Origin of the sequence: Virgibacillus sp. AGTR, assembly GCF_016919725.2 — a bacterium.
Taxonomy (GTDB): domain Bacteria; phylum Bacillota; class Bacilli; order Bacillales; family Amphibacillaceae; genus Virgibacillus; species Virgibacillus salarius.
In genome coordinates this window covers 1-15,177 of sequence record NZ_JAJERH010000093.1, presented here as the reverse complement: position 1 = coordinate 15,177, position 15,177 = coordinate 1, and the positions used below count along the sequence as shown (strand labels likewise).

Sequence of the window (15,177 nt, the reverse complement as noted above, 5' to 3'; positions counted from 1 at the left end):
GTAAAGGAAAAATTGGCTGGGCTGAGTCCAGTTGAGTACCGAACGCAATCCAGCCAATCAGCTGCATAGTATAAACTCTAACTTTTGGGGGTAACCACCTAACCACCTAATTATCGTTCGTTTTTGATTGTTTCTTCATTCTATTGTCTCAGCCTCTTTCATCCTTTATCTCGTTTTATTTTTATCTTTCGCTTCGTATCAAATTGTTGTTTAAAACTGCTTAATGCTTCTCTTGTTGAATCTAATCTTTCTACCGTTTTGTCATATTCTTCAGAAGCATAGCACATGAACAGCACATCAATTAAATGCAACTGAGCAATTCTAGAAGCTGTTGCACCACTTCTAAATGTTGCTTCTTTTGCAGCAGAAATATAAAGGTTTGTATCGGCAATACTAGCAACTGATGAGTTACCATATTTTGTAATGCTAATCGTATTACAATTATTATTATTGGCCATCTCTAGTAATTTTGTCACCTCAAAGGTATCACCTGAGAAGGAAATACCAATTACAACATCTTCCGATCCTTTATTAGCAATTGCAGTAGCCGCCATGTGTAGATCAGAAAATGAATGCACCTGCTTATTAACTCTGAGAAACTTCTGTTCTGCATCCTTCGCTGCAATATATGATGCTCCAAATCCTACAAATAAAATAGATCTTGCTCTAATTAATAATTGAACGGCTTCTTTTATCTGATCCATATTTAAAATGTCCACCGTGTCCTTTAATGTCTGTATCGTATTAGTGTTTACTTTCTCTATGATCTTTGCGTATTCCTCGTTGGGCTCGATATCTCGATAGCCTTCTGATTCATTCACTCTTAAATCTCCTGCAACACGTAGTTTTAATTCTTGAAAACCATTAAAACCAAGCGATTTGCATAGACGAATTACCGCAGCACTACTCGTTTCACTCTTTTCGCCTAACTGTAAAGCTGTAAGTAGTATAGAATCTTCCGGATGTAATAATATATAATTTGCTATTTTCTGTTCTGATGGAGGCAAACTGTTTATCATATCATTTAAGATAACCAATCCACCCTTCATTTGTGACATCTAATATCGCCCCCTACTTTAGATTTCGCATATTTGTAATCATCGTTGGAGTTATATTTTTCCCAAGGCTCAAATAACATCCTATCAAGGAACCCTGAGCTGGTAATAAAGTTGGTTGAACAATAGTTATATTATGTTCACCATTCATAATTCCTTCCTTCACTAGCGGTGGTAATATAGCATCATCCTGAAAGATTCCACCACATAAAACCGCTTTCACATATCGATTATCAGGAAAAAGCTTCTCATGAAGCGTTAGAATACTTAGCACTATCTCCTTTGCCGCATTTTCTATTATTTCTTTTGCAGGAATATCACCTGCCTTATATGCATTAAACACAAGTTTTGCCATACTTGCAATTATTTTCTTTGATTCAGCAGAAAAATAGATTTGATCGATAACCTCTCGAACATGTTTCGCATTAAAATAGTCATAAATCATTTCCAAGAGAATTGTTTCATGACTTCTTCCATCAAAAAACCTCAATGCGGCAGATATTCCATTTTTCCCAATATCATAGCCACTACCTTCATCTCCCAGTAAATGTCCCCAGCCACCTACTCGATCTTGCTTATGCTGATGATTTATTCCATAAGATACTGAACCAGTTCCGGAAATATGAACAATTCCTGGTTTCCCGAAAGTTCCAGAATACAATGCATTTAATGCATCCACTTCTACTTGTAGCCTACAATTATTTGGTATATAGAGAGAAATCAATTTATGTAATTGCTGCTGGGAATTCTTGCTTCCGGCACCAGCTATCCCAGCATACACCCCAGATACCTTATTAAACTCTTCTGGATATTCCCTTTTAAGATGAGCGAAAATAGATTTAAATGTATGCTCCAATGCTTCGGGTGAAACTGCATTGGGATTAGACGGTCCAGTAATATATTGAGTAATTGTATTACCATCCGAATCGGCCAAAATAGCATGTGTTTTTGTTCCGCCACCATCTATACCGATAACATTAACCAACTGTCCCACCTCACTCGCTTTATTGCTCATTTAATATAGCCATTGCTCTTCTTAAATTATTACTCGCGGCTTCAAGAATTTCAAAAGCCTTATTTGGCTCAATTTGAAATTTACTTACTAGAGTAGCTGCTTTTAAATTATTATTGCACTTCACTAATGCTGTTTTTGCTGTTTTTTCGTCTACATCTGCAATATCTTGGATGATAGATATTGTTCGATTTCTTAATTTTTCATTAGATGCTTGTACATCAACCATATAATTTTGATAAACTTTTCCTGATTTTATCATGGAGATCGTTGAAATCATATTTAAAACTAATTTTTGTGCAGTACCAGCTTTCAAACGGGTTGAACCTTGTACTATCTCCTCTCCAACGATTAATTCTATGGGAAAATCAACCAATTGGCTAATTGTAGAATTATCGGAACAAACCACTCCAGCTGTAGGAACATCCATTTTTTTCGCTTGCTTTATTCCCCCAATGACATAAGGTGTCTGTCCACTAGCTGCAACTGCTATTAATAGGTCACCCTCTGTCAATGTTTGACCGGCATCCTTTGCGCCACTTTCTTGACTATCTTCTGCATTCTCTACCGCATTCCTAATCGCTGTATCTCCACCAGCAATTAACCCTGTAAACAGATTTGGACTTACACCAAAAGTAGGTGGACATTCAGATGCATCAAGTACCCCTAATCTACCGCTAGTTCCAGACCCCATATAAACAACCTTGCCACCATTTTGTATGGTTTCTACTACTTTTGTAATTACTGGTTCAATTTGTGGAAATGCCTTTTCAACAGTATAAGGAACTGTTTTATCTTCTTGATTCATATAAGTCATAATCTTACTAATAGACATTTCATCTAAATTCATCTTCTTAACCTCTCCCCCAATTATTATCTAGCAAATGTGGTACTATATTAACTTTATAGAATTTATTCAAGTTTTATGCACTTATTTTTACTATTCACGTATTGCTAACTCATGTAATTGTCATTACAAATTTTATATTTATTAATTCTATTTTCTGTTTTCCTTAAAGCCAAATTTGTCCCATGGTTGAAGGTAATCAATTAGAAATTGTTCCTCTTCACGAATTTTACCAACTACATTTGTTTTACCAGAGTTTACCATATCCTTTAATGCGATTTGTAATTCTCCAGCATATTGTTTATACAGATCATTTTCTATAATAATATCGCCACGTTTAATATCTCTTGTATGATGAACAGGGAATGATTCTCCTTTGAATTTAACTCTACTTTGTGTGGAGCGAATCATGTATTCGGACACATCACCACGATAAAAATGTGGCTCCGTAAACAAGATTTGGCGTTCAAGCTCCGTTGTACTTTGTTCAACGTCAACTGTAAACACTAATTTTTCTTTATCGATACTACTTAATTGTTTCAATTCCGCTTCAGATGCATACGCATTACTTATGATGACGTCATCAATTAAATTAGTAGCATATAGATGTTTTGCTTGTACATCTATCGGTAGCGTCCGATGCATTTCTAATGTTGGAAGTCCTTCCATTATTGGCCATGGTCCAAAACTAGCAGCTTGCGAAGATACAAATGCTGCCGTTCTCAGACCATACTGTTTAAACTTCTTACTACACTTCAAAAAGAAATCGTAGGAAAGACCTGAATACCTATGCGGGTAAAAATTATGACATCCTATTAATCGCTTCTGATTCGGACGATAACTCATAATATTATCTAGATAATTAGTAGCGTTACTCATATTTATTTCTATATTTAAATGAAATGGGTTGAATGTCATTAGTGCCTCTTCATTTCCAGTAAATCCTAAATCTAATCGAATGCCATCAACTCCAAGCTCATGGAAAAAAGATAGTTCATGGTAGGAAATATTTAGTTCCGAAAAAACTCGCGGATTAATATCACAAATAACTTCCATCCCTAGTTTTTTTGCAAATTGAATCGTCTCTTTAAAGTTAGCAATAATTTCCTCGGAATTTCCCTCCATTGAAAGTAAACAAGTAAATATACGATCGAACCCATATTGATTTGCTAATTTAATATATTGCTTATCTTCCTCTACTTGAGAATGATTGGGATAGATGGAAATACCTAACTTACTCATAACGTCACCTCATTCTATTATTTTGATTCTAGTTTATAAATACGCTTTAACATTTTAATCATTTGTTCGATTAATGATATTTCACTAATAGATGTCATTAAATGATCCTGTGCGTGAACCATTAATAATGACATAGTTACAGATTTCCCATTAATTTCATCCTGAATTAGACGGGTTTGTGTATTATGTGCTTTGGTAAGAGCATCGTTAGCTTCTTTTATTTTCTGTTCGGCCTCATCAAATTTATTATCATGAGCAAGCTCTAAAGCTTCATAAGCAATTGATTTTGCATCGCCACCATGTGAAATTATTGAAAAGATCTCTGTTTCCATATTCAATTTTATTCCTCCTTGAAAAGTCTTCTATATACTAAGATAACATAAAATGAAATAAAATTTTAAAGTTTTATATTAATATTGAATTTATTTTTTAATTACTATATAATGTGGTCAAGTGAAAACCTTTTCAACATTTTTCGTCAAATAACTACAATTTGACAAAACAAATCTCACAATCTACAAAATGAAAAACTTAAGGAGGTGAAGAGTTTGAAGGTACTGTTTGTATGCTCAGGTGGAATGTCAAGTGCAATTGTTGTCAATGCCTTAAAGAACGAGGCAAAGAAGCATGGACAAGAGATGGAAGTACATGCTATTGGCACAAACGAAGTTGAGGAAGAACTTAAAAAAGGATGGGACGTCTGCATGGTTGCCCCACAAATTAAACACCGTTTTAATCAAGTAAAAAAACATGCAGATGAGCACAATGTTCCTTGTGGACCAATTCCTCCACAAGCTTATACTCCATTAGGAGGACCTTTATTATTTAAAGCATTAAACGAACTAAAAAAGTAACTATACAAGGGGGGAGCTATGTTGAGTAAGTTTGTAGATTTTATGGAAAATAAACTTTCTGCACCAATGGCTCGTTTATCTGAGCAGAGACATTTACTCGCTATTCGCGATGGTGTAATTTCTTCACTGCCATTTATTATTGTTGGTTCTTTCTTTTTAATTTTTGCATTCCCACCACTTCCAGAGAGTTGGGCAATCACTAAGTGGGCAACCGAACACGCAGCAGGAATCCTAATACCTTACCGAATGACGATGTTCATCATGTCATTATACATAGCATTTGGTATTGGTTATAATCTTGCCAAATCTTATAAGGTTGACCCATTATCTGGAGCACAAATTGCAGTAGCTGCTTTATTATTAACTATTACACCTTCCGTTGTTGACGAATTAGGATTTGTGTTACCAATGCAGTACTTGGGAGGACATGGTTTATTTGTAACGATTATTGTTTCCATTATCTCTGTAGAAATATTTAGAGTCTGTAAACAGAAAAATGTTACGATTCGATTACCTGAACAAGTACCATCTTCTGTATCACGATCCTTTGAGGCGCTAATTCCCGTAGCAATTGTAATTATTCTAATGTCAATCATTACGGTAGTTATGGGAGTGAATTTACATCACTTAGTGGACAAGCTAGCAGCTCCGCTTGTAACAGCTGGAGATAGTTTAGTTGGTGTATTAGTACCGGTGTTTTTAATAACATTCTTTTGGTCCTTTGGTATTCATGGTGTTTCTGTTGTAGGTTCTGTTGCAAGACCTCTATGGGAGGTTTATCTAGTCAATAATTCGGAGGCTGTTGCTGATGGTGCAGAGACGATTCCGCATATCGCCCCAGAAACATTTTTCCAATGGTTTATTTGGATAGGTGGATCTGGTGCGACATTAGGGTTAGTACTAGTCATGTTATTCTTTGCGAAATCAAAATATATGAAGAGTCTAGGAAGAACGACTATTACCCCGAGTGTGTTTAATATCAATGAGCCCGTTATATTTGGTGCACCAATTGTACTGAACCCATTGCTAATAATACCATTTATTATCACACCACTGGTTACTGCAACACTTTCTTATATTGTAACGTCCATTGGGTTAGTAACACCGACTCATATCATGCCACCATGGACACTGCCAGCTCCAATTGGTGCCTATTTGTCAACCGGCGGGGACTGGAAAGCTGTCGTTTTAGTCTTTGTTAATATTGCTATTTCAGCTTTAATTTATTTACCCTTCTTTAAAATGTATGATAAGAAAATGTTGGCACTGGAGCATGGAGATAGCGAGACACATACTGAAGAAAAGGGAATCTCTTGATTCCCCTTTTCTATTAGGAGGTTACTTGTATGATAAATTCCAATAGAATTGTTCCAAGAATTAGCTTCAAAGGTGTTTTTATATTTATGCTTTTCCTACTTATCGGACTGCTCGTTTTACCTACACCTTTCATGCAGCTTGGGCTATCAAAGCTCGTTAGTTACTTTATTGCCTGTGCTGTCTCATCGTCCATTGGTAGTATTCTCGTATTAACAAAGATAGATGCAACATCTACAGATAAGCCATTATTTAAAAAGAGAGTAATTCTATCAATTATTGTTGGTCTCGTTTCTAGTGGTTTAATAATATTTGTTTTCGGAGGAGATATATTTGGATACTAAAGGATTGAAGCTGGTAACCATTGGCGGCGGGTCGAGCTATACGCCTGAATTTGTCGAAGGTTTAATTAATCGCTATAAGGAATTACCTGTTAGCGAACTATGGCTAGTAGATATAGAAGCTGGGAAAGAAAAACTTGAAATTGTTGGAAATTTAGCTAAACGTATGGTTGCAAAGGCTAATATTCCCATGAAAATCCATTTAACGTTAGATAGGATAGAAGCATTGAAGAATGCGGACTTTGTAACTACCCAAATTCGTGTAGGTCAACTTGATGCTAGAATAAATGATGAAAGAATTCCAATAAAACACGGTATGATCGGACAAGAAACCAACGGAGCTGGGGGGCTATTTAAGGCTTTAAGAACGGTACCGGTACTAATGGATATTGCGGCTGATATGCAGGAACTATGTCCAGACGCTTGGTTAATTAATTTTACTAATCCAGCTGGAATTGTTACGGAAGCATTATTAAAACATAGCAGCCATCGTAAAGTTGTTGGCGTATGTAATGTACCTATTAATATGAAAATAACCATTGCCAAGCTGTTAGATGTACCAGTTGACGACATTCACATTACATTTGCTGGCCTAAATCATATGTCATACGGAATGGACGTACATGTGAATGGAAAATCGAGGTTGCAAGAAGTGATTGCATTACTAGCTAATCCAGAAAATCAATTATCGATGAAAAATATTACACCAATACCATGGGAAGAAGAATTTCTAAAAGGACTAGGAATGATCCCGTCCCCATATCACAGATATTATTATAAAACTGGAGAAATCCTAGAAAAAGAGTTAGAGGAATACCGTCAAGGCAAAACAAGAGCCGAGGTGGTAAAGGAGTTGGAAAATCAATTATTCGAACTATATAAAGATACAAGCCTAAATATCAAGCCACCACAGCTTGAACAACGAGGCGGTGCTTATTATAGTAATGTAGCATGCGACCTTATTTCCTCCATTCATAACGACAAAGGGGATATTCAAACCTTAAACGTTATAAACAATGGAGCCATTTCCAATCTACCTAATGATACGGTTGTTGAAGTCAATTGTGTCGTTACTAAGAATGGACCGATTCCGCTAACAGTAGGTGCACTGCCTCCTTCAATAAATGGACTTATTCAACAAATAAAGTCATTTGAGCTTGCTGCTATTGATGCTGCAATATCTGGCTCATCTCAAAAAGCATTGCTAGCGCTTTGTATAAATCCATTGGTTACGAGTGATCTAAAAGCTAAACAAATAATGGAAGAATTATTAGCAGCACATAAACATTATTTACCGCAATTTAATAATTAATCGTGAAAATAGAAACATGCTTGAAAAGAAACGTATATTTCGATTCAGGCATGTTTTCTTCTATATACTTCCTACAGAATCTCTATAAATAATCTGATGAGGAATTATTATTCTTTTTTCTGGTTCATCTTTTGACTTCGTTTTTTCGATTAGCGCTTTTGCAGACTGTGCACCTAGTTGATATATTTGAATATCGACAGTGGTTAACGCTGGGCTTGTCATTTCCGATAAATATACATTGTTAAAGCTTACTAATGAAATATCTCTTGGAACCTGCAGCCCTAGTTCTTCCAAAGTACTTAATACACCGAGACTCATTAAATCATCACTAACGACAATACCAGTCGGTCGTACCTCAAGTGATAATAACTTAGCAACGGCTTCTCTTCCACCAGATTTAAGAAATTCCGTATGGATTAAGTAATCCTTTCGAACAGCTAGGTTTGCTTCTAGTAACGCATTCTCATATCCAGCTTCTCGATCTCTCGTTACAAATAAATCTCTCGATCCACCGATAAATGCGATTCGCTCATGTCCTTCATTTATGAGATGTGCAGTAATTTCTTTTCCCGCTGTGAAATTATCATTATCTACATGCGTAATTTCATTAATATGCTCATGTGGCTTTCCTACGATTACAAAGGGAAAGCGCTTTTCTCGTAAAAAACTCATAATTCGATCGTTTACACGCGAATATAGCAATATGATCCCGTCGACATAACTGCCATACACCATTCGTTCTACCTCAGCAAAATTTTCATCCTCTGTTTCACCGCTGGAAAGTGTCATTGAATATTGCATTTGATGAGTGATTGAACCAATTCCCCGAAGAACTTCCGGAAAAAAAGGATTCTGTAGTGCTTTATCAGCAGAGGAAGGCATGACTACCCCTATTGCTTTCGTAGACTTAGCAACCAAGTTGCGAGCATTAACATTAGGATGATAGCCTAATTCCTTCATCGCTTTTCTTACCTTCTTTTTTGTATCAGGACTAATTCGTGGATTATCAGCAATTACCCTAGAAACAGTCGAAGGTGATACACCTGTTACTTTAGCCACATCTTTAATTGTTACCACAGTATTCACACACCCTCTGTCTCCGTTTACTTTTAAAAATGCATTAATAGTAGCGTAGCTAGTTTATTTAACTTATTATAACAAACTAATTACATATTGTGGATGAAATTAAATTTCTTTAACCTACCCTTTGGTAGCCCCAGAGGTTAGTCCAGAAATTAAATATCGCTGTAAAAGTAAAAATACGAATGCAATTGGTACAGCTATCAGTATTGAACCAGCAGCAAAACGAGTGAAATTAGTGGAAAATTGATCATTAATAAAATTATATAAGCCTAAAGCTAATGTATACTTTTCTGGACTAGTTAATACGATACGTGGCAATAAAAAGTCCATAAAAGGTGCCATAAAGTTAAACAAAGCTACTACTGCAAGAATCGGCTTAGCTAATGGCAACATAACTGTCCAGAATATCCTTAAATGTCCTGCTCCATCTATTTTTGCAGCTTCATCCAACTCCTTAGGAATCGTATCAAAATAACCTTTTACTAACCACGCATTAAATGGTATTTGTCCTCCAAGATATATTAACATAAGCCCATATAACGAATCGGTCAAACCAATTGTGTTTAACAAAATATAAAGTGCTACCATCCCCATTAATGCAGGAAACATTTGTAAAAGCAAAAACATATATAACCCATATTTTCTTCCCAAAAATGTATATCGTGAAAATACATATGCTATTAACGAAGTAATAATGACCGAACCGACCGCATTAACTATCGCGACATATAGACTGTTTTTATACCAAATGATATAGTCACTATTCGGGTCAGTAAATAACCATTTATAATGTTCTAATGTTGGAGATTCAGGAAATAAATCCGTGACCAACATATTTGAGCCTGGGTTGAGACTCATCATTAATGCCCAAAATAAAGGATAACCAATAATTACGAACATCATAAGAAAAAATACATAAATGAGTGCTACCTCTACTTTCGATTTTTTCTTTGGTGACATAGCCATTAATAACGTCCCTCCTCTTTAAAGGATGCCGTTTTTCTAAACTGGAAAAACGCAAATGCAGAAATAATGATTCCCATTATAATTGTAATTGCAGCAGCCATATTGTAATTATTTGTTTCAAATGTAAGTTTATAGACCCAAGAAATCAGTATATCCGTCCCTCCTGCATTTTGACCACGAACAGCTGGATTCCCTTCATTGAATAAATAAATAATGTTAAAGTTATTAAAGTTTCCTGCATATTGCATGATTAATAACGGTGCTGTTGCGAATAGTACATGAGGCAATGTAATGTGACGAAACTTTTGCCACCGAGTTCCGCCATCTACGTCAGCCGCTTCATACATGTCTTGAGGCACGCTTTGAAGCACTCCTGTAAATAAAGCAAATACAAACGGAAAACCAAGCCAGGTTTGAATCATAATTAATGCTATCTTTGCCCAGAATGGATCCGAAAGCCAAGGAATCATGATTTCAAATTGACTTAAGATATCTCGATTAATGGCACCAAAAGTCGGGTTAAATAAGGCAGAAAAAATTAGAATCGATACAAATGCTGGTACTGCCCACGGTAGAATTAAAATCGTTCGAATCGTTCGCTTATATTTAATTCGCTTGTCATTAACGAGTAATGCTAAAAACAATCCTAAAATAATTTGGAAAGTTGTAGCCACTACTGTCCAAACTACTGTCCAAGTGAATACACTTAAGAATGTATCTTTCCAAATACCTACATTAGCTAAATCCACAAAATTATCAAAGCCAATCCAGCTTAATAAGTGTCGTGGTGGAGCATTGTATTGATTATAATCAGTAAATGCTAATGCCAACATAAACAATAACGGTACTACCACGATAAATAAAAGCAATAGTAAACCAGGAAGAATCATAAAGTATGGGAAGCCATTGTTATAAAAGGCTGCTACGCCTTGAATTAAAGTCGGATTTGGTCTATTATTCTCCCTAGCTATTGCATCTGATCTAGCATCTTTCAAATTGAAAGCATAGATAGCAATTCCAAATCCTAAAATAATTAGTGAAATTAACCCTTGTATTAGTAGTTGAATAGAATGATGATCTCGAGGAATTGTTCCCAAAGTGAATAATCCCCATATTCCAATATCAATATAATGCCATGTTGTAACCAAGAATGATACCGTCACAATCAAAGAGATAATACTTTTCAGAAAACGACGATTATATAATTGCCCTAATCCTGGAATAATGGATAAAATCGTAGCAATATTACGAGGTTTTTTTATCCAGGTACCGCTACTACTATCATTTGTTGCCATTCCAGTCTCCTCCTATATTTCACAAATCACTTGGTAACTCTAAAAATCTTGAGGCTGGGACAAAAGTGTTTTGACCCAATAAAAAAAATGATGGTTCGTACAACGAAGCTCTTCGAAAACACTTCGCTTTGTGCGGACAACTGATGAGACTTCTCAAGCTAATACATTGTGATGCCTTTCTTACCGTGGAAGTCTACGTATGTTTCAGAAGCTGGCGTGGTTTATCCCGCATATAACTGGCAGTAAGTCCCTCACTTCAAGCAATAATGTGAAACCAATATGGATTAAGTGGGAAATCAACTGCCAGTAAATGTCCGATTGGTTCTAGGGCCTTTAGGTCGTACCCTTGTGGTACTAACCATCAGTGGGGGATACACAAAACCCTTACTGATTAAATTTTCCCTTTATTGTTCGTTTTTAGTCCATTTTTGTTATGTCCCAGCGTCTTGTGCCTAATTTGCTCCAGATGCGTCTATCTGCCCCTGAATCGTTTCAACGGCTTCATCCAAGACATCTTTCACTGGTTCCCCTTTAGAGATAAAATTTAATGCATCATTAATTGGGTCCCAAACTTGCTGCATAGCAGGAACACTTGGCATAGGTTCACCATACTGCGTTTGTTCCGCAAATGCTGAAAAGATCGAATCATCCGCAATTACTGGATCTTCCATCGCATCATCACGAGCAGGAATCTCTCCAGCAACATCGTAATAAATCATCGAATTTTCATAGTTGGTAATATAAGCCATTAAGTGCTCTGCCCACTCCTTATTCTCGGAATAATAAGGCAACATATAGGATTTAACTCCTACAAATGACTTCGGATTTTCTCCATTCTCTAAAACAGGTAATGGAGCTGCACCCAGGTCATCACCTAAAGCTTCCGAGTATTCTCGTACCATCCAAGGTCCATTGATAACAGTTGAAACTTTTCCTTCTTGGAATAAACCATTCATAATATCTGGAGTCAGATCTTGAGGAATATAGTTATTATCAAACCATTTTTGTACAAGTTCCCCTCCTTTTACAGATCCTTCATTAGCTAATCCAATATCTGAAATATCATAGTTACCAGCTTCATTCCTAAAAACATATGCTCCATTTCCAGAAAAGAAAGGATAAACAAAATAGAAGTTAGCTGCTTCCATTAAGAATCCAAATTCATCACTACTTGTATCTGTATCTCTCTCCGCAATTGACATAATATCTTGCATTGTTTCCGGTGTCTGTTCTACTAACGATTTATTATAGAACATTGCATACGTCTCAATGACGGCAGGATATCCCCAATAGTTATCTTCATACTGTACAGCTTGTAAAGCGGTATCGGTGTAATCGCTTTCTTTATTTCCGAAATTGACTGGTTCTACTAATCCCCTAAGTACTAAATCACCAATTCTATCATGTGGTTGAAAAATGATATCAGGTCCGTTCCCAGCAGGTCCTTCCACGTCCAGTTTTTCAACCTGCTCCAACATATCCACTGGAACCATGTCTACTTTAATACCTGTTTCTTCCGTATAATTTTTCGTAATTTGCTTAACTGCTTCTTGTTGTTTTTCCTCTGCATTCACCCAAAGTTTCAGAGAATCTGGTTTTTCCGGCATTTCATTCTCTGCGGCTTTCCCATCGTTGCTAGAGTCTTCCTTTGGTTGATCTGGTCCACAAGCGACTAGAATCCCAGCCACTACTACCAATACAAATAAATAAATGAAGCTTTTTTTCACCCTGTACTCCTCCTAAATTTATTAATTTGAAAGATTGCATTTTTAATGAAAACGTTTGCGCAATATTTGTATATTAATTATACAGATTCTCTTTAAAAACACAACTGAAATTTAGAAACTTCATATTATTTACTCTTCTAATAATATAGCGCTTACATTATTAAATAAATAATGTTAAGATAATCGATAAAGTGAATCTTCAACCTGTTGGGGTTTTGTTTATCCCCCGCTTCCCTATATTGTTTTCATTTTATTGGTTGAAGTGTGGTCTTATCGTCAGTTATATATGGGATAAACATTCCTTAAATTTTCGTCTTATTTTTAAAATAGCGCAAACGATTGTACAAAGGAGGAGAAAAATGCACAAAGAAGCTATCTATCACCGACCAAAAAATAATTTCGCCTATGCATATGACTGTGATACATTACATATTTTCTTGCAAACAAAAAAGAGTGATATACAATCCATTGATCTTATCCATGGTGATCCTTATGATTGGATAGATGGTCAATGGCAGACAACCATAAAACCGATGGAAAAATCAGGCTCTACTCATTTCCATGATTTTTGGTTTACACAAGTAAAACCTACATTCCGAAGAATGCGTTATGCTTTCATTTGTTCTGACGATGAAGAATCCTATATTTACAGTGAGGGAGGATTTTTTACACATCCTCCTAAAGACATAGCTCATTATTTTTGTTTTCCATACTTGAACAAAACAGATGTTTTCAACCCACCTGACTGGGTTAAGAAAACAATATGGTACCAGATATTCCCTGAACGTTTTGCAAATGATAATGAGAAATTAAATCCTAAGGGAAGTTTACCTTGGAATTCAACCTGCCCTAGCCCCACTAATTTTTTTGGAGGAGATTTCCAAGGAATAATTAACCACCTTGACTATTTAGAAGCATTAGGAATTAATGGAATATACTTGACACCGATTTTTAAAGCGCACTCAAATCATAAGTACGATACGATAGATTACATGGAAATTGATCCACAATTTGGAGACAAGAAGCTGTTTCGTGAATTGGTTAAAAAATGTCATCAGCGTGGAATAAAAATAATGCTCGATGCTGTCTTTAATCATAGTGGATTTTACTTTCCTCCGTTCCAGGATGTACTAGAAAAACAGGAGCAATCAAGTTATACGGATTGGTTTCATATAAAAGATTTTCCTATCCGTACGGAACCAGTACCAAATTACGATACGTTTGCTTTTGTATCGACAATGCCCAAATTAAATACAGAAAACGCTGCAGTACGAAATTATTTATTACAAGTGGCTCGTTATTGGATTAAGGAATTCGACATTGATGGCTGGCGCTTAGACGTTGCTAATGAAATTGACCATTCTTTCTGGAGAGACTTCCGTCGTACAGTTAAAGAGGCCAAACCAGATGCCTATATTTTAGGTGAGATTTGGCATGATTCAATGCCTTGGCTACATGGAGACCAATTTGATGCAGTTATGAATTATCCATTTACAAACAGTGTCATTGATTTTTTTGGCAAAAATGAAATAAAAGCATCTGACTTTACAGCGTCAATTTCAACATTACTGCATATGTACCCACGAAATATTAATGAAGTAGCCTTTAATCTCTTGGATAGTCATGACACGCCTCGCGTGTTAACATTAGCAAATGGTAATGTAGAAAAAGTAAAATTAATGTATTTATTTCAACTATCATTTGCGGGAACACCCTGCATTTATTACGGTGATGAAATTGGCATGCAAGGTGGTGAAGATCCTGGATGTCGCTCATGTATGGAATGGAACACCAACAGGCAAAATCTTGAACTATTTCAATTCATTCAAACACTCATCACATTGCGAAAAACAGATCCCCTTTTTGGCAATTATGGTAATTTCAGATTTATTTATGATGATAATGAAGCAAATCTTATTTGCTATGAAAAAAGGAATATAAATAGGCGCCTAGTTTTTATTTTACACGCAGGAAAAATGAAAACAAAGCTTAGCATCCATTCTATCATGGACGAGACTAAATCTATTAGTGAATGGTTCCTATCAAAACAAGGAATGATCAGGAAAGCATTGGATTCTAAAACCGATCCATTAATAATACAGCCACTTAGCTATCGTATTTTTGAAATG

At 35.9% G+C, this 15,177-nt stretch carries 14 protein-coding genes; 5 read left to right on the top strand and 9 right to left on the bottom strand.

Translation table 11 applies throughout. The features are described from left to right. Nucleotides 1-158 precede the first annotated feature (158 nt). From JUJ52_RS20895 to JUJ52_RS20875, 5 genes are all read right to left on the bottom strand, one after another. Nucleotides 159-1,058 (bottom strand): MurR/RpiR family transcriptional regulator, encoded by a 900-nt coding sequence (locus tag JUJ52_RS20895; RefSeq protein ID WP_034679317.1) that lies wholly within the window; start codon nt 1,056-1,058, stop codon nt 159-161. A gap of 13 nt (nt 1,059-1,071) precedes the next feature. After that, nucleotides 1,072-2,040, bottom strand: coding sequence for an N-acetylglucosamine kinase (locus JUJ52_RS20890; protein ID WP_228089185.1), 969 nt, complete (start codon nt 2,038-2,040; stop codon nt 1,072-1,074). 19 nt (nt 2,041-2,059) lie between these two features. Next, a complete protein-coding gene (gene murQ, locus JUJ52_RS20885; protein ID WP_205388832.1) occupies nt 2,060-2,917 on the bottom strand; it encodes an N-acetylmuramic acid 6-phosphate etherase in 858 nt (285 codons plus the stop codon). Nucleotides 2,918-3,064: 147 nt separating this feature from the next. Beyond that, on the bottom strand, nt 3,065-4,156 hold the full coding sequence (locus JUJ52_RS20880) for a DUF871 domain-containing protein (RefSeq protein WP_228089184.1): 1,092 nt from the start codon (nt 4,154-4,156) through the stop codon (nt 3,065-3,067). Nucleotides 4,157-4,173: 17 nt separating this feature from the next. Next, nucleotides 4,174-4,488, bottom strand: coding sequence for a PTS lactose/cellobiose transporter subunit IIA (locus JUJ52_RS20875; RefSeq protein WP_026681994.1), 315 nt, complete (start codon nt 4,486-4,488; stop codon nt 4,174-4,176). A gap of 216 nt (nt 4,489-4,704) precedes the next feature. Between JUJ52_RS20875 and JUJ52_RS20870 the strand changes: the two genes are divergently transcribed. Genes JUJ52_RS20870 through JUJ52_RS20855 form a run of 4 tightly spaced genes read left to right on the top strand, consistent with a single transcriptional unit; the run spans nt 4,705 to nt 7,977 of the window. After that, nucleotides 4,705-5,010, top strand: a complete 306-nt coding sequence (locus tag JUJ52_RS20870) for a PTS sugar transporter subunit IIB (protein WP_228089183.1) — start codon at nt 4,705-4,707, stop codon at nt 5,008-5,010. A gap of 21 nt (nt 5,011-5,031) precedes the next feature. Further along, entirely contained in the window at nt 5,032-6,327 is a 1,296-nt protein-coding gene (locus JUJ52_RS20865; protein ID WP_228089182.1) for a PTS sugar transporter subunit IIC, read from the top strand. 29 nt (nt 6,328-6,356) lie between these two features. Beyond that, nucleotides 6,357-6,668: a hypothetical protein gene (locus tag JUJ52_RS20860; RefSeq protein WP_228089181.1), complete on the top strand. Its 312-nt coding sequence runs from the start codon at nt 6,357-6,359 to the stop codon at nt 6,666-6,668. Further along, a complete protein-coding gene (locus JUJ52_RS20855) occupies nt 6,658-7,977 on the top strand; it encodes a 6-phospho-beta-glucosidase (RefSeq protein ID WP_228089180.1) in 1,320 nt (439 codons plus the stop codon). The genes JUJ52_RS20860 and JUJ52_RS20855 overlap by 11 nt, the downstream gene beginning before the upstream one ends. 60 nt (nt 7,978-8,037) lie before the next feature. Here the strand turns inward: JUJ52_RS20855 and JUJ52_RS20850 are convergent, their stop codons facing one another. The 4 genes from JUJ52_RS20850 to JUJ52_RS20835 all read right to left on the bottom strand — a co-directional run bounded on the left by JUJ52_RS20850 (nt 8,038) and on the right by JUJ52_RS20835 (nt 13,048). After that, nucleotides 8,038-9,054, bottom strand: a complete 1,017-nt coding sequence (locus tag JUJ52_RS20850) for a LacI family DNA-binding transcriptional regulator (RefSeq protein ID WP_026680394.1) — start codon at nt 9,052-9,054, stop codon at nt 8,038-8,040. A 123-nt stretch (nt 9,055-9,177) separates the two neighbouring features. Further along, nucleotides 9,178-10,020, bottom strand: a complete 843-nt coding sequence (locus JUJ52_RS20845) for a sugar ABC transporter permease (RefSeq protein WP_026680395.1) — start codon at nt 10,018-10,020, stop codon at nt 9,178-9,180. A gap of 5 nt (nt 10,021-10,025) precedes the next feature. Then, nucleotides 10,026-11,321 (bottom strand): carbohydrate ABC transporter permease, encoded by a 1,296-nt coding sequence (locus tag JUJ52_RS20840; RefSeq protein ID WP_205388835.1) that lies wholly within the window; start codon nt 11,319-11,321, stop codon nt 10,026-10,028. A gap of 452 nt (nt 11,322-11,773) precedes the next feature. Continuing rightward, nucleotides 11,774-13,048: a sugar ABC transporter substrate-binding protein gene (locus tag JUJ52_RS20835; protein ID WP_205388836.1), complete on the bottom strand. Its 1,275-nt coding sequence runs from the start codon at nt 13,046-13,048 to the stop codon at nt 11,774-11,776. 359 nt (nt 13,049-13,407) lie between these two features. On the opposite strand from JUJ52_RS20835, the gene JUJ52_RS20830 reads away from it, so the two are divergent. Continuing rightward, nucleotides 13,408-15,177: glycoside hydrolase family 13 protein (locus JUJ52_RS20830; RefSeq protein ID WP_121605717.1), on the top strand; the 1,770-nt coding region annotated here is incomplete at its 3' end.